The organism is Treponema denticola, assembly GCF_024400535.1.
GTDB lineage: Bacteria > Spirochaetota > Spirochaetia > Treponematales > Treponemataceae > Treponema_B > Treponema_B denticola_C.
In genome coordinates this window covers 334,400-352,615 of sequence record NZ_CP038800.1, presented here as the reverse complement: position 1 = coordinate 352,615, position 18,216 = coordinate 334,400, and the positions used below count along the sequence as shown (strand labels likewise).

Sequence of the window (18,216 nt, the reverse complement as noted above, 5' to 3'; positions counted from 1 at the left end):
GGTGTATTTTAGCGCTAATTGCTTGACATTATACCCTAAAGGGTGTATATTCTTCCTATAATAACTTCAAAAGAGGCAATATGAATAGGATAGCGGAATTCATTAAGACCAGCAGAAAATCTGCCGGTTTGACACAAGAAGATTTTGCGATGAGAGCCGGTCTTGGACTTCGCTTTGTCCGTGAATTGGAGCAAGGAAAAGAAACCGTACGCATGGATAAAGTGAATGTTGCACTGGCGATGTTCGGTATGGAGGCCGTCCCGGGAAAAAAGGAAGGTGTAACTTCGGCAACCAAATAAGATTGCCTCGTTAACCGTCGAGTTTGCTGACCGCAAACATCGCATATTACAATGTGCGCGTTACGCGCACCAGTGCAACAGTTTTCGAGAATTGATATTCTCTCAACTGTTCCATTTTAAGGAATATAAATGAAAAACATATTCAGAACTGCGGATGTCTATGTATATAATAACTTTGCCGGAAAACTGAGCGAGACTGATGAAGGATATTCTTTTTCTTACGATAAAACCTATATCAAGGCAAGTAACCATCCGGTTTCATTGACACTTTCGATACGTGAAGAACCTTATAAATCAAAAACATTATTTTCTTTTTTTGACGGACTGATTCCTGAAGGCTGGCTTCTTGATATTGTAAGCCGTAATTGGAAGATAGATACCAAGGACAGATTTGCATTGCTTTTAGTTGCTTGTAAAGACCCTATCGGAAATGTCAGTATCAGAGAGGAAAAGATATGAACTGTATGTGTTGCGGAAAGCCGATAAAAGACAATAATGAAAGTAGCGGCTGGCATAAAACATGTATAAAAAAATTTTTCACAACAACCGTTATTCCGGAAATTGAAATAACAGACTCAGTGCTGGAAGAACTTGCAAAAGAAAGCACCAATAAAGGCTATACTATTCCGGGTGTTCAGAAAAAACTTTCATTACATCTTTCAAAGGAAGTTTATCCCAGATTGACTGTTGTGAATTACCCGACGGGATATATTTTAAAACCTCAAGTAAAAGAATTTCGTGCATTGCCGGAGGCTGAACATATTGTTATGTCTATGGCAGATAAAGCTAAGATTAGAACCGTTCCTCACGCTCTTGTAAAAAGCAAAGACTCTTATGCGTATATTACAAAAAGAATCGATCGTGTTTTTTCAAAAGATTCCAATGTAAAGCTGATTGCTATGGAAGATTTTTGTCAGCTTGATTTAAGATTGACTCAAGATAAATATAAAGGCTCTTGCGAACGGTGCGGAAATATAATTAAAAAGTATTCATCCCGTTCAGGCCTTGATATGACTGAACTATTTTATCGGCTGGTATTTTCGTTTATTGTTGGAAATTCCGATATGCATTTAAAGAATTTTTCCTTGATTGAATCGGAATATGGTTCAGGAGAATATCATCTTTCCCCTGCGTATGATTTGCTTCCGGTAAATGTAATTATGCCTGAAGACAAGGAAGAATTTGCTCTGCCGATAAATGGGAAAAAAAGAAATATTCATCGTAAAGATTTTCTTATCTTTGCAGCCGGTTGTGGAATAGCAAAACTTGCAGCGGAGAAAATGATTGAACAATTAATATCTATGGTGCCTATATTCATTGACATGTGCCGTAATTCTCTAATGCCTCAAGATATGAAAGAAGCCTTTATAGAATTAGTCGATAAAAGAGTATCTGTTCTAAGGTAGATTGGGATATGGTAAAGTTTGTAATTTTTTACTGTCAATACTTTTTGTAAAAAATAATTGATTTTTTTTAATTTTTTACTTGACACAAGACTATTCTAGAACTATAATATAATTATGAAAACATCATTAACGGAAGAATTAATATTAGGAATTCTTGCAGAGCATTCAGCGCATGGATACAATATTGAGAAAATTATTGAAATGCGAGGTATGAGAAAGTGGACTGATATAGGTTTTTCATCAATATATTATGTACTGGATAAACTTGAGAAGAAAGGCTTGGCTTTCAGTAAAAGAACCAGAGGAAAAGAGAAAAAGGAATTTTCAATAACAAAACAGGGCTTAAATGTATTAAAAGAGGAAACAAAAAAACGCATTGAAGAACGAATGCCGTCAAATACTCATTTTATGACAGGACTGGCAAATAGCTCTATATTAAATAATGCCGAAACCTTGCAATCATTAATTAAAAGAAAAATACAATTAGAACAGGATTTAGCAGATCTTAAAGAAAAGATAAATAAAGAAAACTCACCCTCTCTTCCTGCTACACGATTATTTCATTTAAGTGAAAAGTTAATTTTATCGGAACTTGAATGGTTAAATAAAGAAATAGGAGAACTGAAAAAATGAAATTAAATATTAAACCTTTTATAGGACAGCATTGCGAATCAACCGCAACAGGAACTCTTCTAAATCAGCTTGGAGCAGAATTGAGCGAACCTATGCTATTCGGACTTGGAGAAGGACTGGGATTTATTATATGGAAAATGAAATCTATGAATATACCTTTTATAGGAGGAAGAATTAAACCTGATTTATTAACACAAAATATAGTAAAAAATCTGGGATTAAGACTTGATGTCAAGGAAACATCTTCAAAAAGTAAAGCTTGGAAATCTGTAAAAGAATTATTGGATAAAGGAAAAGCAGTCGGCTTAAAATTAGATTGTTATCATTTAGAATACTTTACAAATCCAATTCACTTTGCAGGGCATTATGTTGCCATAATCGGTTATGATGATAAAAATGCATTCTTAGTTGATACTGCTCAGCAAGGATGTGAAGTGAGCAGTTCGCTAAAGAGTTTAGAACTAGCACGAAATGCAAAAGGCTCTATGTCATCAAAAAACTTGTTTTATGTAATTGAAAAAGATAATAAACCGATACCTATCAAAAAAGCCGTAATGACAGCCATACACAATAATGCAGCAATATATTTAAATCCTCCGATAAAGAATTTAACATATAAGGGAATTTACCGGGCAAGCGAAGAGATCATCAAATGGTTTGACAGTTCAAAAACTATTGAAGAAGATTTTGGAATGACTGCCATGCTCATGGAAAAGGCGGGAACAGGAGGCGCTCTATTTAGAAATTTATATCGTGATTTTCTAAAAGAAGCATACACCTTAACAAACAATGATAATATTAAAACAGCTTACATATCATTTGTAACAATTGCTAAAAATTGGTCGGAAGTTATTGTATTATTAAAAAAAACATCTGAAATCAAAGAAAGGAAATATATTTTGAAAGCCTCAGAAAAGATGAAAGAGATTTCAGTAAAAGAAAAAGAAGTAATGCAGTTATTAGCAAATGCATAATTCAAAAGAATTATATATCCGATAGTTGGAGCAAAAGAAACCGTACGCATGGATAAAGTGAATGTTACACCGGCGATGTTCGGTATGGAGAAAAAACATGGAAAAACAAGCACTTTTAAATCAATGGCTGCATGAGCAAGAAACAGCTCATATTAAAGGTTGGGATTTCTCTCATATTAGAGGAAGGTATAAAGAAGAGGACGATCTTCCATGGGATTTTGGAAAAATCATAAAATCTTATCTGAGTGATACCGATTATTTATTGGATATGGAAACAGGCGGCGGAGAATTTCTTTTATCTTTTATGGCCAATGCTAAACACACTGCTGCAATTGAAGGCTATGAACCAAACATCAAAATATGTGAAGAAAGACTTCTTCCTTTAGGGATAAATTTTAAAGCATGTGACGGCGGAGATATCCTTCCTTTTGAAGATAATTACTTTGACATTATTACTAACAGACACGGTAAATACAATGTAAATGAGATTAAAAGAACTCTTAAAAAAGGAGGAGTATTTCTTACACAGCAAGTAGGTGCTGAAAATGACAGAGACCTGGTAGAGCTTTTAATTGGCAATATTGACATTCCGTTTCCGGAAGCTTATTTGAATATTGCAAGGCAGGAGTTTACCGATAACGGATTTGATATTATAGAAGAAGCTGAAGTCTATAGGCCGATAGAGTTTTATGACGTAGGTGCACTTGTCTGGTTTGCGAGAATCATTGATTGGGAATTTCCCGGTTTTGAAGTGGAGAAATATCAGAAGAACCTTTTTAAAGCGCAGGAAATTCTTGAGAAAGAAGGTGTAATTAAGGGAAGGATTCATAGATATTATTTTGCGGCAGCTGCATTATGATAACTGTACCTTTTTCTTCTCCGCTTTCGGCAGAGACTGAACCGCCTAGCACTTGCATAATACTTTTAACGATAGAAAGCCCCAATCCCGCCCCGCCTGCACTGCGGACATGAGCTGCATCTCCGCGGTAAAACCTATCAAAGATATGCGGTAATGCATCTTCTGCGATTCCCGGACCATTATCCGAAATAGAAATAATATAAGAATCCCTATATTCAGCCGAAAGTGTGATGTGTGCATTTTCTCCTGCAAATTTTACGCTGTTGGAAATAATTATTGTACAGGCCTGATGCAGCAGCTCCGCATCGGTATGGATAGTTTCAACCTCTATATGAGTATCGAAGCTTACGCCGGGCGCATATGTTTTTGTTTTGTCTACGAGCCTTTCAAACAGCGCTGGGATGGAAAGAGGCGCAGCCTTAATCTTGATACTGCCGTTTTCAAAACGGGCAATACGCAGCAGATTTTCGATGATCGACTGCATAGAATGAGCTTCGCGGATCAGCACAGAAAGCGAGTGCTCCAGCCTATCGGGATCGTCTTTTCCCCAACGACGAAGCATATTCGCATGACCGAGTATGACGGCAATCGGCGTTTTTAACTCATGAGAAACATCGGCTGTAAACTGCCTTTCTCTTGCAAAATCGGTTTGCAGGCGGGAAAGCAGGTTGTTAAACGTCTTTGCAAGTTCATCAAAATCATCCCCTTTGTCCGTAACAGGCAGCCTTTCACCGAGATTGGATGCTCCGATTTCAAAAGGTTTTGCAAGATAATCGTCAGCACCGGAATCAAGCCTGCTGACCTTATCAAATGTTTCTCCACGTGCTGTAAGCATAATGACCGGCACGCTCGATGTCTTTCTAATACGCCTGAGCACTTCAAGCCCGTTCAGTTGAGGCAGCATAATGTCAAGCAGAAGAATATCGGGAGTATCGCTTTCAAAAAGTTCAAGAGCTGTTCTTCCGTCGCCGGCGTGTAAAACGCCGTAGCCCTCGTGTTCCAATTCGAACCGTAAGAAATCAGCAATTCCTTCATCGTCTTCCACAATCAATACTTTGTTCATCAATCATCCTCCTCAAAACGAATATACTCACTGTAATGATTGTGAGTCATTTTGCCGTGTTTTTCTTTATCCTTATGAGAATGAATATTCAAAAATTCAAATCTGTATTCTTTGTTACAGTGTATATCATCGAAATGAGAACTATACAAAGGAATATGGTTAAAACTTTTTGCTTCAGGTAAATCGATGTAAAATGGAGCATCTTTTTCTGTACCGAAAACAAAGGAAACATCCACCAGTATTTTCATTTTGTTTCCGGCCTTATTAAAGGAAAGAACTGCAGCGGCCGGCAGCGGATTTCCGTTTATGCGGATAAACTTTTTTTGCAGGGTCCGCGGCTCGACAGGGATATTGAATCTTATTTCTATTTCAAGATAATTGCCGGACTCGATTTCGCTTTCTATTTTGGTAACATAAAACAGCTCAGCGGCCGAGGGCAGACGCTTTCCGCGATACCGAAGTGTTTTGCAGTCATCATCATGTTTTTCTGCAAAGGCTGCCGCATAAAGCATAAAATATATAAGTGCCGCCGCAATAAAGACGATACGTTTTCTATTCTTTTCCATAAACATATTATACAATATTTTTGCCGTCTTGTGTCGTAATTTTAGATTAAAATTTTTTAATCTTTTTACAAGCCACCTTTCATGATACAAATAAAAAAAATCGGTATATTTACTGCGGACGGTGAGAGTAACCGTATCAATTTTTAAGGAGCATACAGATGAATAAAGGTATTGCAAAAAAAGCAAGGGTAATTACGATTGCACTATTCTTGTTGGGAGGCTCGGTTTTTGCAGATTCGCATAAACCGAATTCGAAAGAGGGAAAGCACGGTCACGGTAAAGGGTTTACCTATAATAAAAGATCGGCAGACAACAAGGCTGAGATTGGAACGGCAGGATATCAACTCATAGGAGATTGGGTATTTCGCGGCACCGATAAGGCCGTAAAGGTAGAGTTCGACCGCGATGGTACAATGGAAATCAAATGGTATCAAGGATTTGATTCGGAAACGGAATGGGAAGGGTTTTGGACGGCAACGGATACCGAAATCACTTTTACCGTAAAAATAAAAGAAACGGAAACATGGATAAATGGTGCAAAAAAAGAAGTCCGCGAAAATATAAATGCAACATGGAAAATCCAATACTCAATAACCGATGATACGCTCACACTGACAGGAAGCGATTTGCCTAAAGAACTTGCAAACCTGCAACTGTCACGAACCGGCCGATGGCATTAGCAAAAAAGCACACGGGTAAGTGCCCGTGTGCAAAACCTGCCGTCCGTCTATCGGCTATTTAATTGTAATAAGAGGGACCTAAAGAGCTCCTTTTTTCAGTTATTAGACAAGAAACTCTATCATCAAACCCCCTGAATAATTCTGGATACTACACCTAAAAAAAAGATCGGTTTAAAGTCTTGATTAAATCCGGCTTGGAATGTAAAAGGAACATTATCAAATAATGTATAGCCTGCTCCTAGACCGAACTCGGCGATAAGATTTAATTTTTTTACTTCGTTAGAACCGAAGCCGGCATCTGCAAAGGCTGAAATAAAAAATCCGTTTGAATTAACGCCCGTTCGGGCTGCATACCATCTAATTTCAGTTCCCCAAATATGCATCGAAGAATATTTTTGAACATCTTTAAACGAAAAGCGCCGCGTCATAGCTTCTTGAGATTTTTCTATTTGGTAATCGGCGGCGGCATTTATATTTTTAGAATTTATCCTATCGGTATTATAAAATGTATAAACAAAACCTATGTCAACATAATACAGTTTAAATGTTATCGGCAAATCGAATTTAAGTCTGTAATTAACAAAACGGCTTTCCGGAATCCAATCGGTAAAAAAAGAAAAAGAAGTTGTTGCTTTAAGATAGCCTAAATCTGCAAGATAAACATCAAACCTGATTCCCTGCGATATTTCAGTAATTGTTTTCGGCAGCAAATCCTTTTGTGTGCCTTTAAGTTTTATTTCATTAACAAGTCTTCTTCCCACACGGGCTGGAAAAGAAATTTTCAGTCTGTTTATAACAAAGATAAAATTATTTCTTGCGTAAAAAATTTGGTCGGAAGCTTTTTTATGCATTGTAAACGGAACAAAATCATAAAAAGCGTTTATATCCCATTTAAACAAATCTTTTTGAACAAACATTCCTATGGAAGAACTTATAGCGAGTCCGTTGTCTGCCGAAAAGAAGATGCCCGTATTCGGGAAAACACTGAAATTATCTTGCCTGTAAAGCCATCCGAATTTTACCGAAAGAGGAAATCCGAAATAATGCGGACGAATATTAAATTTGGAAATGTTTAAAGATTCTTCTTCATCAGCTTTTTTAAGTTCCTCTTTACTTTGAGAAAAGCCTGCCGTCATCATAAAACAAAAAAACAAACATAAAATCTTTTTCATCTTAAAAGTCCTTTGATTAACTTATATTATAATTTATAAGTTTTATACTGCTATATTTTTTAATAGTATAAATCGGATATATAACCGAAATAAGAGCCGTAAAAAATATAAAAAATTGGGTTTTGATTACCGCTTCTGCCGTAATAAAAAAATTTAATAAGTAATAAGAAGTTGAGCCCGGAGGATTCATCTTTATATCAAATGTTTGCGTAATAATATTTCCTGCTTGTGATAATAAAATGCCTCCGATAATCCCCGCAATAGATAAAATACACACTTCCAAAATTAAAATCGAAATAAGCAGGGATTTTTTTAAGCCTATAGCTTCCATTGTGCCGAATTCGCCGATTCTTTCCATAAAGCTTGCTGAAAGACTTTGTGTCAGTGCTGTAAATATTAAAACATACAAGATGCTGCTTATTACAATGAATTGTGCATTAAATAAATTGCTTACCTGTTGCCATGAGGGATTAAGAGTTTTCCAGTTTTTAACTTCAAAATTTAAATTATTTTCTTTAAAAACAGAATTTAATTTATTTTCGATTTTTTCAATATCCTTATTATTTTTTAAATATAATCTTATATATGAAGCGGCATCTTCCATTCCAAAAAAATCAAGAATACCTTTTCGGGAAGCAATTAAAAAGCCGGCGGCATTTTGAGGCGTGCCGATATCTATAGTTCCCGAAACCTCAAAAGAACCGGCCGCAATTTTCTTTTTTCCCATTGCCGACATTATATTTACATAATTATTATTTTCCAAATCCAAACCGAGGGAATTAAATAAAGTTTTATCGAGAACAAGGCTGTTATCTCCCTCAAAAACAGGACATCCTTCGGTTGATCCCAGAGAGTGAGGTTCATCGTACCCTGCCCCGCAAAATATTGAAGAAGAATTTTGCGTTCTTATTATCCCTTGAAAATTAAGTACCGCATCGGAGCTTACTATTTCCGGTATTTTATCAAAAAGATCTTTAAGTTTATTTATATCGTGTGCTGTAAGTATCATATCTGCCGTATTTTTGTTATTCCAAAAATCTTTAAGCGCAACTTGAAGATGGCCTGATTCTTGTATAAAACCTATAGCCATTCCTTGTTCCGAATATTCTACAAATCCTCTATACAATAAGATTGCGGCAGATGCAATTGTAATTAACAATATGGAAAGAATACTTCTTTTTTTGTGAAATTTAATATTATCCCATGCACTTTTTAATAAAAACATTTTTTCTCCAAAACTTTTTTATTCCCCGGCCGCTTCATTCAATGAACCGCTGACCATTTTATAAATTTTATCCGCATAATTTTTTATAATAGGATCATGCGAAACAAAAATTCCTACTCCGTTTTTTTCTTTTAAGTATTTGCGCAAATATTTATAAACTTGATTTGAACGGTCCGAATCAAGTGAGGAAGTTATTTCATCTGCAAGAATGTATTTAGGATTACAGGAAAGAGCTCTGACGATTGAAACTCTTTGTTTTTCTCCGCCTGAAAGTTCATTAGGTTTTTTATAAATCAAATCTTTTAAATCAAAATATTCAAACAAAGGCGTAAGCGTTTCTCGTATTTCTTTTTTGGATTTTTTTTGAATTTTTAAAGGTATGGAAGCATTATCAAAAATAGTTTGAGATTTTATTAATTCAAAAAATTGGAAAATAAGGCCGCAGTTTTCAAGCCTAAATTTAGCTCTTTCACCGTTACTCATTTTATTTATGTTCTTATCTCCCCATTCTATTTCTCCTGCGTCGGGATAATCTATTCCTGTTATAAGATTTAAAAATGTGGATTTTCCCGCTCCGGAATTGCCGTAAATCCAAATCAAGTTTCCCTGTTCGGCAGTAAATGAAATATTTTTTGTAACTTCAATTTTTTTACTATTAACGCTGTAAGTTTTATATAAGTTTTTAACTTTAAGTTCAGGATTTATCATAAATTTAGAATTCCTTTTTTGTAATTTTCATAAAGCAAGGAAACAATCGGATGATTGGGAAAAATATTTTTTGCTTTGTAAAAGCATTCCCAACCTTTTTTTGTATCATATATCTTCATATAAAATATGGAATACCATATATAAGCATTAAATTTATCAACCTCATTTAATTCTTCAATGTATTCTTCCGTTGCTTTAATTTGAGAATTAAAATTAGATGTAGTCTCATCAGCTGAAGAAACATGCCAGCATGACAGTTTTACAAAAGCAGCCTTATTGTTTTTATCTTTTAAAAGAGCCATTCTGTATAAAACCGGAAGCGTTAAAATTGTATTGAAACGTTTTGTTTCGGGAAGCGGAAGTTTTGTATAAAGGTAGTCTGCATATTTTAAATATACCTCACCTTCCAAATCGGATAATTTTAAAAATCTTTTTAAATCTTTATCTATTTTTTTTATTATCTTAGCTTGATGATTCATACTGCCATAATTATAAATGGTAGAAATAATCTCAGCATGTTTAAGATATGAAATTAAAAGTTCATTTTGTTTTTTTATATCCCTGTTTTTTTTATTCTCTAAAAGAATTTTTTCCAGAGAATCTGTGAGTGCCTTTATTCCGTCTATTAAGATTTTCAAATCTTCATCGCCGATAGTATTATTTCTATAATATTCGGTAAAAATAGAATCGCACTCATCCAAACTAAAGATTTTTATCTTATCCGAATCTAATGATTTTACAGGAATTTCTTGGGCAAAACAAAATGATGAGATCCCGATAAAAAGAAAAATTTCCGCTATCAATTTATGCGTTCTATTTTGAAAAGAATATTTTTCCATTTTTATTTAACTCCTCAATAAACAGGGTAAAAGTTTCATCAGGTATTAAGATGGAAGCATCTTTTAAATCCTTTTGGGACAGCTCAAAGTTTTCAAGTGCAAAGTTGACTTGAGCTCTGAAAATAAGGGCTAAGTATTTTTCATAATTATTTTTTGCATTCGATACGGCCTTTGATATTTCATTTAAAGAATTTTCATAACCGCCGCCTACTATAGGAGGAGCAAAGAATAGCCATAACCCAAATGAGATACTTGCCGGAGCAAATTTTTTATCTTTTTTTAAGGCAGCAAGATAAAGCATTTTTGTATCATTAGCTTCCTTCTGTATATCTTGTCCCGATAAAAAAGCTATATATCTGGATTTTATATCCGCCCAACTTAACAAAAACCATTTATCGGCTTTGGAATTCTTTTTGCCTTGCATAAAGGCGGCGGATTCTTCATTTTGTTTTTTAAGCATAAGGTATATTTTCTTTTTGTTGTTTTTATCTCGATTTAAAAGATTTATTTCTTCCAAAACTAAAAAATTTTGAAGAGTCAATTTTTCTTCTTCGGAAATTTGCATTTTTTCAATTTTATTCCTATGTTCATCGATGGCAGCCGCCGTTTTTTCCGAAGGCGTGTTATACAGTTCGGCTTTGAATTTATAAAAATTATCGTAAATTTCTTGAGAGTTTAAACTGAAATTTAACACGAGAAGCAAAAAAAAGATTAATTTTCCTTTCATAATAAATCTCCGACTTTCTTATAGATTATATTATTTTTAATAAAAAGGGAAGTACTGTCAGCCATTTATGACATATTTACCAATCGTTTTGCCAGTTTTACCGCTTCAACAGCGTCCTTAGAATATCCGTCGGCTTTTATTTTATCCGCAAAGTTTTGAGAAATTGGACCGCCGCCTATCATTATTTTAAACTTGCTGCGCATATTTTCGTTTTCCAGTTTTTCAATTACACGGCGCATATTGGGCATTGTCGTCGTCATTAAAGTAGACATTGCAATTATTTCGGCATTTTCTTTAACAGCCGTGTTTACAAATTCATTAACCGGAACATCTCTGCCCAAATCGATAACCTCAAAACCTTCTGTTTGCAGCATTGTTTTTACAAGATTTTTTCCGATGTCATGAGTATCTCCTTCAATTACACCTATAACTATTTTATGACCCGAACTTATATCTTTTTTTTCCAAGCAGGGACGCAAAACCTCAAGCGCATTTTCCATTGCATCGGAACAAAGAAGAATATCCGTAACAAAATATTCGTCTTTTTGAAACATATCGCCGGCACGCTTCATTCCGTCTACAAGTCCGTCCATAATTGCATCGAGTGCAGGATATCCCTCGTTAAGATAATCCTTTGCAACTTGTGCAATTTTTTCATCTTCATATTCGAACACATAATCCGAAAGTTTTTGCAAATACTCGATTTTTTCCATATCGGCTCCTTATAAATCGGGAAAGTAAGAACTTTCCATAAAAAATTTTTGATACTTAGAATCTAAACTTAAATCGCTAAAACCTATTTTATTTTTTAACTCCATTAAATTGTTTCTTTTATTTATATTTAAAACCGCACTTATCGCTCCATCGAGAGATGTATTTTTCATATACGAAAGTTTTTCTTTTTCTATGAATGGAAGAAAGCCGGTATTTATCAGCATATCTTCAGTAAGATGATTTCCAAACTGTCCTGCAATAATTATTTCGTCGAGCTGAGAAGCGGTTAAATTAAATTTATCCAGTAAAATATTGATGCCTGAAAGAATTGCCGTTTTAGAAAGCTGGATGTTCCGTATATCTTTTTTTGAAACATACACTTCATCAAAGAGCCTTATGACAGTTTCTCCATTTATGTCCAATAAAAATTTTCTCCGCACATCGGAAATATCAAGAGAAGAACAAGAAACCAGCCGTCCTTTTTTATCGATAAGTTTTGCTTTTAAAGTTTCGCGTATTAAAGCAAGAATTCCCGATCCGCAGATAGTTTTCGGTTTTATATTTCCTATTACTTTTAAATCTATGTTACCTGAAATTAAATCAAAATGGATATCTTCGATAGCACCGCTTTGCGCACGGGATCCGCAGGTAATATTCATGCCCTCAAGAGCAGGACCTGCTGCACAAGATGTAGCAAAAAAAGAAGAGCCGTGTTTTAATACAAGTTCGGTATTTGTTCCGATATCTATAAAGAGAGTGTTTGTTTTAAGCTTTTCCATTTCGATAAAATTTATTCCGGAAACAATATCAGCTCCGATGTAGGATGAAACCGAAGGTAAAATAAGAGCATGAGTATGAGCTCCTATATGTAAGCCGATTTCGGAAGCTTTAAAGTTCAGCATTTTATCAAAAACATTTTTATACGGAGCCGTTCCTAAAACGCGAGGGTTTATTCCTAAAAGAATATGGTTCATAACAGAATTTGCAGAAAAAACTATTTCATAAACAAAATCCGGATTTACTTGCAATTCATCTATCATTTCAAAAGCAGTTTTTTTTACCGCAGCTGTAATGAGGCTTTGCATTTTAAAAAGATTATCTTCAGATTCAAGCGCAGCACTTATACGGGTTAAAACATCGGAACCGAATTCAATTTGCGGATTTATAAATGAACGCTTTGCGGAAACCTCCATATTTTCCACATCGATTAAAACCATTGCAACCGTTGTCGTGCCTATATCGGCTGCAATTGCGTATTTTTAATTTTTTTCTCCATCCAATACCGCAATTAATTTTTTATCCAAATATACACCGGTGTAATCACCGCTTATTGGTTTTAAGGATTTTAAAATTTCAAAATCGATTTCGCCGAAAGCATCCTCATATTTATTAAGCCAGCTTTTATTTTCATATGCTTCAGGAGCTTCTATTGTTTTTGTTACTGTTTTTATCGCAGCTTCCGTTTTTTTATCGAATTGTGTTTCGCTTATTAAAAAGCCTTCCGCTTTTTCTGCATTCGGAACCTCGACTATAATATCTATTGAGGGCTTTATAATACAGGAAAGCCGGTATGGATATAAATTTAATTCTTTTTCTTCCGGTAACAACGGAATATCTTCACCGGTAAATTTTACTTTGCACTTACCGCATTTTCCCTTGCCTCCGCACGGCGCATCGATAAAAATGTTTTCGCGCTTTATTATTTCCAAAATAGTTTCGCCTAGAGTATAATCGGTTTCCTTTTTAAAATCATTTATTTTAATTACTGCTTTCGGCATTTTCCACACCTATTAAAATGTTCTTTATGTTTTCAAGTTTTGAATTCATACCGAGCCCGCAGGCGGGGGCAATGATGTCTATATTTTTCTTTACCCTGTTTACAGCCATCTGTTTTATAACTTCGGGACGTGAATGCTCCAATGCATAAGTGCTTATGTTCCCCATTACCGGTTTTTTGTATTTTTTCTTTTGCCTCTTTTAGCGAAACTATTGCATCAAAAGAAAAAGCATCGGCATTTATTTTAGCTAAAGGGGTAAACACTTTTTTCATTTGACCGCATATATGAACAATAATCGGAATATTTTTATCGGTTCTAATTATCGAAATCATTTTATTCATATATGTTACCATATATTCTTCAAAATATTTAGGCCCTAATATTTCTCCCGTACCGCTCGGGTCCGAAATGGTAATCAAATCGGCACCCCGCCTAGTTTGCTCAAGTGCAAAGTGTCCTACTTCTTCGCTTATAAAATCAAAAAAGGCGTGAGCGGTTTCTTTATCTTTTTTTAATGCCGTATACACTTTTAGCGGATCTACAATGCTTGTACCGACGGAAAAAGGACCGGGAATATTTCCTATTACCGGAATGCTGACGTTTTTTTAAAATAGAAACCGCCTCCAAGACAGCCCTAGGCCTTCCTTTGGTAAAATCTATTTTATGGAAATGCGTCAGCTCCATAGTATCTGCGGCATATGCTTTTATATGGGGCTCGCAGGTATCCGAGCCGATATCGCATTCGGCTCCCATAGCTTCAGCTTCTATGCTCATACAAAAGGGAACGGCGTAATTTTCAAAAAGATTTTCCTCGACAACCAGTTTTGAAAGAGCTGCCATAGTTTTCCCGTCGGAGTTGGCTTTTTTAAAATCGATATTATATTTTTTAATTAACTCCGTAACACAAGGATTCATCATACCGCCGGGACAAATGACGGGCGGCCGGTCTGTTTTGTTTCCGTTTAAGATAGCAAGAAGACGCTCTTTTTTATTCATCCGTTTCTCCTTTTGTAAATTCAAAAACTTTTATTCTGTTTATTTCGGGGTTTAAATTGATACATATATTTCCGAATATGTTTTTTTCGGCCGTCAAAGCTTTAATAGCATCTTGAACATTCTTTTTCTCTATCTCTATCGTTTTGCCTTTTAAAAAACCTAGGTCTTCCATTACAAAACTTAATTTAGGACAAAGATAAATTGAAAACTTTGTATAATGTAAAATATAATCTAGTAGAGGTACATAAAAATTATTGATTGTATTTTCCAAAGCGGATGGGCCTATAATATCAACGGAGGCTGCCGGATCTGCAAGAGAAATAAGTTTTATATCAAAACAATTTAATGTATTTATAAAAGAAAAATACTTTTTTAAAAAAAGGTTTGCAAGAACTTTTTCAGTTTCAGGATTTTTTCTAAAGGTTCTAAATATTTTTTCTGCGGGAATGATAAACGATAAAAATGTGTAAAAGCCAGTCATCTCATAAGCGAGAGGCTTATCATATTTACAATTAAGACACTCGCTCATTATTTTATAATGAGAAATGGTGTAGTTGAATTCTTTTAAGGAAAATAATTTTTCGACATCCGTTATAATAGGATTTTTTACTCTTATTAGGCTGTTTTCATTTATTAAAGCTCCTTGCAATTCTGCTTCGAGCGTATTTGTAATGGGAAAAAAAACAAAAGAGCCGTTTTTTGATAAATCTTCGGCTGCTTTTTTGTAAGAGTTTATATCCGAAAAAACTACCGATGCATCAATTTCATCTTGAAGAGAGCTTTTAGTTTCCCCGTCTTTATAATTGCAAATATAATTTCTAATCTTCATCAAATCTGTTTTTATCCATCGGCATATGAGCGTAATACCGCCCCCATTTCATAAAGGCATCTATATTTTCAATTTTAGTTCCTTTCGGAATTTGACAGCCGGTTGAAAGAATATATCCGCATGTATTATCCCAGCCTTTTTTTACGCAATCCTTAACCGACTTGCGTATGTCTTCTTCATTCCCCAGATACATAACATCGACGGGCGGAACATTTCCGGTAATCATTACCTTGTGTCCCATAACGGCTTTTGCTTCTTCAAGGTCTTCACAATTATCAATCGAAAAATTCCCGATACCTGTTTCCATTACATCTTCCCATAATTCGCGGGATTTGCCGCAGATATGCACGGTGGGATGGGAACCGCAATATTTTATTACATCCTGAACATTTTCTTTAAAATACGGAAGAGAGAATTCCCTGTACTGCTCCAATTTTAAAATGCTGGAAGAAGAAACGGGGTCGCAAAATCCGGTACCGAATCCCAATTTACCTAAGGCTTTTATATATTCGCGGTTATTCGCCGTAATAATTTTCATAAGGCGGTGCAAGGCTTCCGGTTTTTTGACGATCCAGCGTAAGAGGACTTCGGTACCAAGTACGGAAGCTGCAACCGTAAACGGAGCGGTCATCGAGGCTCCTATATCGGCAATGTCTCCGATTTTGTCGCGTATTTTACAAAGTGCCTCCAAAAGAATGGGAAGTTTTCCGTCTTTATGCGGGTTAACCGGTTTTAGTTTATCTATGTCTTCTTCAGTTTTTACTATAGGTTCTTTTAAATTGGTTATATTGTCATAAGGATAATTTAATACGGACCCCATCGCTTCCGCCATTCCGCGAAGCGTTGTGGAAATACCTACACCTTCGTGTCTGAAACGGTTAAACAAAGCAACTTCCGTTTCCGCCATTACATCGGAACTGGTATAATAATCGTTCGTCGTATGACCTGTAAAGCCCGCCATCGTAACCCCCATATCAGGTACAACAGGCAGTCTGTCAATTGGCTTATGGGAAGCAAAAGCCTCCATCCTTTCTTTCGGCGTCATTTCATCTTTAAATTCTTTATACATACAATAAGACTCCTTTTTGCAAAAAATAAATTCTCTGATTTCAAGCGGAGGCTTTATTCTTTTACAAATAATTTTTAGTTTTTTCAATTTTACGGTTATTAGAATTCAAGGTTAAGACTTATAGATATAAACCGGAAAATCTTTTGATATAAATTTTTAAGTGCTTTAAATTAAGAATACCAAATTTAGGCAACACTTGCCGTAAAATCAGCTTGAGGTCATGCAGAGAGTTTAAATGAATAGTTTTTCATAAATAACCTCCTTGAGCGGGATGATGAAAATACTATACCTAAAATTTATTTGAGTGTCAATAACATTGTCATTCTATAACTGAATTTAAATTATACCGCCATCTTTGAATACGGCTATACCATAATCAAAGACGGAGCAAAAAAATCATTTTTTTTGAGTTGAGGCGTTTTTTAGCAGCTTTTCAATTATATCTCTGTTGTCAAGAAGACTCGAAAGAGAGAGGTTTTCATGAAGACGCATGATAACTTGAGCAAAGAGCCCCGATACATCGGTTTCAATATACCATTCTTTTTGTTTTAACTGGGTATGATAAACCGCATTAGTTCCTATAACCCTATAAAAAAGGCCCTTAGAATAAGCTTCGTCAAATTGCTGAATGGCATCTCCAGTAAAGAAAGGAAGACTTACAGCAGCTATAACTTTTTTTGCTCCCTTGCTCTTCAAAAATTCCATAGCCTTTAAAAGAGTACCGCCCGTTCCCAGCATATCGTCTGCGAGGAAGGCATTTTTTCCTTCTACATCACCCAAAAGCTTAATGCTTATGATATTCGACTGCTTTGCATTTTGGGTAACAACGGAATAATCTCTTTCTTTATAAATCATTGCAAGAGGTTTTTGTAAACCCGATGAATAGAATTTATTTCGGTCTACAGCTCCTGAGTCAGGAGAAACAACTACAAATTCTTCTTTCGAGTCGGCACTTAAATCGAGTATTCTTGTAAGCTCCCTAATAATTTGGTAACTTGCATGAAGATTTTGTAAGCGTGCAGAATGGAAAGAATTTTCAATCTCTCTGGAGTGGATATCAAGGGTAATAATCTGTTCTACATCAAGGTCTTCATAAATATGTCCGAGTAAGCTGGCAGTCAAGCCTTCTCTTCCCTTCTTTTTATGCTGGCGGCTGTAGGGATAAACCGGAAGAACTAAGGATATTCTTCCTGCGCCGGCATGGCGGACAGCATCTATGGTTACGATGAGGGACATAAGGTGATCGTTTACCGAAAAGACCTCCTTGTTTTTTCCCTCATTAATTGTAATTTCCTGCTTGTTTTCAACATCCTGAAAAATATAAACATCTTTTCCCCGTACTGTCTCAAGAAGTTCGGTTTTAAACTCGCCGTTCATAAAGTATGTAAAGCGGGTATCCACTTTGAATTTGGGCACATGTATTTGATTTATATCCTTGTTTACGGACATCCTATTTGAAAATATGTCATTATAAAAGTTAAACTTTTGAATCATATCCTCAGCGGAGGTATTGTACCTTTTTGCTAACTTTTCGCTTTGCTGGTACAGCTTACGGGCATAGATATGCCTTAAGTTTTTAATCGTTAAATTTGCAAAGTCTTCTCCCCCCGGGCAAGCAATAATCGCGAGGTTATTTGATTCAAGATAATTCATTTTGCCTCCAAAAAGAATGTAAAAAA

The 18,216-nt window shown here is 35.4% G+C and carries 22 protein-coding genes and 1 pseudogene; 7 read left to right on the top strand and 16 right to left on the bottom strand.

The features are described 5' to 3' along the window. The first annotated feature begins 80 nt into the window (after positions 1-80). The 6 genes from E4N78_RS01590 to E4N78_RS01565 all read left to right on the top strand — a co-directional run bounded on the left by E4N78_RS01590 (position 81) and on the right by E4N78_RS01565 (position 4,171). Positions 81-299 carry a helix-turn-helix transcriptional regulator gene (locus E4N78_RS01590; protein WP_255802903.1) on the top strand — a complete coding sequence of 73 codons (219 nt, stop codon included), beginning with the start codon at positions 81-83 and terminating at the stop codon, positions 297-299. A gap of 129 nt (positions 300-428) precedes the next feature. Continuing rightward, positions 429-758 carry a HipA N-terminal domain-containing protein gene (locus E4N78_RS01585; RefSeq protein WP_255811355.1) on the top strand — a complete coding sequence of 110 codons (330 nt, stop codon included), beginning with the start codon at positions 429-431 and terminating at the stop codon, positions 756-758. Beyond that, the gene (locus E4N78_RS01580) at positions 755-1,705 is read left to right on the top strand and encodes a HipA domain-containing protein (protein WP_255811354.1); all 951 of its coding nucleotides are present in this window, start codon (positions 755-757) and stop codon (positions 1,703-1,705) included. Before E4N78_RS01585 ends, E4N78_RS01580 begins: the two co-directional genes overlap by 4 nt. A gap of 114 nt (positions 1,706-1,819) precedes the next feature. Next, the gene (locus E4N78_RS01575; protein ID WP_002672603.1) at positions 1,820-2,338 is read left to right on the top strand and encodes a PadR family transcriptional regulator; all 519 of its coding nucleotides are present in this window, start codon (positions 1,820-1,822) and stop codon (positions 2,336-2,338) included. Next, on the top strand, positions 2,335-3,312 hold the full coding sequence (locus E4N78_RS01570; protein WP_255811353.1) for a BtrH N-terminal domain-containing protein: 978 nt from the start codon (positions 2,335-2,337) through the stop codon (positions 3,310-3,312). Before E4N78_RS01575 ends, E4N78_RS01570 begins: the two co-directional genes overlap by 4 nt. Before the next feature lie 97 nt (positions 3,313-3,409). Then, entirely contained in the window at positions 3,410-4,171 is a 762-nt protein-coding gene (locus tag E4N78_RS01565; RefSeq protein WP_255811352.1) for a class I SAM-dependent methyltransferase, read from the top strand. On the opposite strand, the gene E4N78_RS01560 is transcribed toward E4N78_RS01565, so the two are convergent. Both E4N78_RS01560 and E4N78_RS01555 read right to left on the bottom strand, forming a co-directional pair. Next, on the bottom strand, positions 4,125-5,234 hold the full coding sequence (locus E4N78_RS01560; RefSeq protein ID WP_255811351.1) for a sensor histidine kinase: 1,110 nt from the start codon (positions 5,232-5,234) through the stop codon (positions 4,125-4,127). The genes E4N78_RS01565 and E4N78_RS01560 overlap by 47 nt on opposite strands. Next, positions 5,234-5,800 (bottom strand): hypothetical protein, encoded by a 567-nt coding sequence (locus E4N78_RS01555; protein ID WP_255811350.1) that lies wholly within the window; start codon positions 5,798-5,800, stop codon positions 5,234-5,236. Before E4N78_RS01555 ends, E4N78_RS01560 begins: the two co-directional genes overlap by 1 nt. Before the next feature lie 158 nt (positions 5,801-5,958). On the opposite strand from E4N78_RS01555, the gene E4N78_RS01550 reads away from it, so the two are divergent. Beyond that, the gene (locus E4N78_RS01550) at positions 5,959-6,480 is read left to right on the top strand and encodes a hypothetical protein (protein WP_255811349.1); all 522 of its coding nucleotides are present in this window, start codon (positions 5,959-5,961) and stop codon (positions 6,478-6,480) included. Positions 6,481-6,602: 122 nt separating this feature from the next. On the opposite strand, the gene E4N78_RS01545 is transcribed toward E4N78_RS01550, so the two are convergent. The 14 genes and pseudogenes from E4N78_RS01545 to E4N78_RS01485 all read right to left on the bottom strand — a co-directional run bounded on the left by E4N78_RS01545 (position 6,603) and on the right by E4N78_RS01485 (position 18,190). Next, a complete protein-coding gene (locus E4N78_RS01545; RefSeq protein WP_255811348.1) occupies positions 6,603-7,652 on the bottom strand; it encodes a hypothetical protein in 1,050 nt (349 codons plus the stop codon). 16 nt (positions 7,653-7,668) lie between these two features. Beyond that, positions 7,669-8,877 carry an ABC transporter permease gene (locus E4N78_RS01540; protein ID WP_255811347.1) on the bottom strand — a complete coding sequence of 403 codons (1,209 nt, stop codon included), beginning with the start codon at positions 8,875-8,877 and terminating at the stop codon, positions 7,669-7,671. Between the two features lie 18 nt (positions 8,878-8,895). Then, complete coding sequence (locus tag E4N78_RS01535; protein ID WP_255811346.1) at positions 8,896-9,585, bottom strand: ABC transporter ATP-binding protein; 690 nt, start codon at positions 9,583-9,585, stop codon at positions 8,896-8,898. After that, the gene (locus E4N78_RS01530) at positions 9,582-10,424 is read right to left on the bottom strand and encodes a hypothetical protein (RefSeq protein WP_255811345.1); all 843 of its coding nucleotides are present in this window, start codon (positions 10,422-10,424) and stop codon (positions 9,582-9,584) included. Before E4N78_RS01530 ends, E4N78_RS01535 begins: the two co-directional genes overlap by 4 nt. Continuing rightward, on the bottom strand, positions 10,399-11,151 hold the full coding sequence (locus E4N78_RS01525; protein WP_255811344.1) for a hypothetical protein: 753 nt from the start codon (positions 11,149-11,151) through the stop codon (positions 10,399-10,401). The genes E4N78_RS01530 and E4N78_RS01525 overlap by 26 nt, the downstream gene beginning before the upstream one ends. A gap of 65 nt (positions 11,152-11,216) precedes the next feature. Continuing rightward, positions 11,217-11,864, bottom strand: coding sequence for a corrinoid protein (locus tag E4N78_RS01520; protein WP_255811343.1), 648 nt, complete (start codon positions 11,862-11,864; stop codon positions 11,217-11,219). A gap of 9 nt (positions 11,865-11,873) precedes the next feature. After that, on the bottom strand, positions 11,874-13,115 hold the full coding sequence (locus E4N78_RS01515) for an ASKHA domain-containing protein (RefSeq protein ID WP_255812303.1): 1,242 nt from the start codon (positions 13,113-13,115) through the stop codon (positions 11,874-11,876). 9 nt (positions 13,116-13,124) lie between these two features. Further along, entirely contained in the window at positions 13,125-13,643 is a 519-nt protein-coding gene (locus E4N78_RS01510; RefSeq protein ID WP_255811342.1) for a 2Fe-2S iron-sulfur cluster-binding protein, read from the bottom strand. Beyond that, positions 13,624-13,809, bottom strand: a complete 186-nt coding sequence (locus E4N78_RS13905; protein WP_442267882.1) for a hypothetical protein — start codon at positions 13,807-13,809, stop codon at positions 13,624-13,626. Before E4N78_RS13905 ends, E4N78_RS01510 begins: the two co-directional genes overlap by 20 nt. Before the next feature lie 88 nt (positions 13,810-13,897). Next, positions 13,898-14,188: pseudogene (locus E4N78_RS13900) on the bottom strand (uroporphyrinogen decarboxylase family protein); the annotation flags it as partial. After that, a complete protein-coding gene (locus tag E4N78_RS01500; protein ID WP_255811340.1) occupies positions 14,145-14,639 on the bottom strand; it encodes a uroporphyrinogen decarboxylase family protein in 495 nt (164 codons plus the stop codon). The gene E4N78_RS01500 and the pseudogene E4N78_RS13900, both read right to left, overlap by 44 nt. After that, on the bottom strand, positions 14,632-15,468 hold the full coding sequence (locus tag E4N78_RS01495; RefSeq protein WP_255811339.1) for a uroporphyrinogen decarboxylase/cobalamine-independent methonine synthase family protein: 837 nt from the start codon (positions 15,466-15,468) through the stop codon (positions 14,632-14,634). Before E4N78_RS01495 ends, E4N78_RS01500 begins: the two co-directional genes overlap by 8 nt. After that, on the bottom strand, positions 15,458-16,537 hold the full coding sequence (locus tag E4N78_RS01490) for a uroporphyrinogen decarboxylase family protein (protein WP_255811338.1): 1,080 nt from the start codon (positions 16,535-16,537) through the stop codon (positions 15,458-15,460). The genes E4N78_RS01495 and E4N78_RS01490 overlap by 11 nt, the downstream gene beginning before the upstream one ends. Positions 16,538-16,933: 396 nt before the next feature. After that, on the bottom strand, positions 16,934-18,190 hold the full coding sequence (locus E4N78_RS01485) for a ribose-phosphate pyrophosphokinase (RefSeq protein ID WP_255811337.1): 1,257 nt from the start codon (positions 18,188-18,190) through the stop codon (positions 16,934-16,936). Positions 18,191-18,216 lie beyond the last annotated feature (26 nt).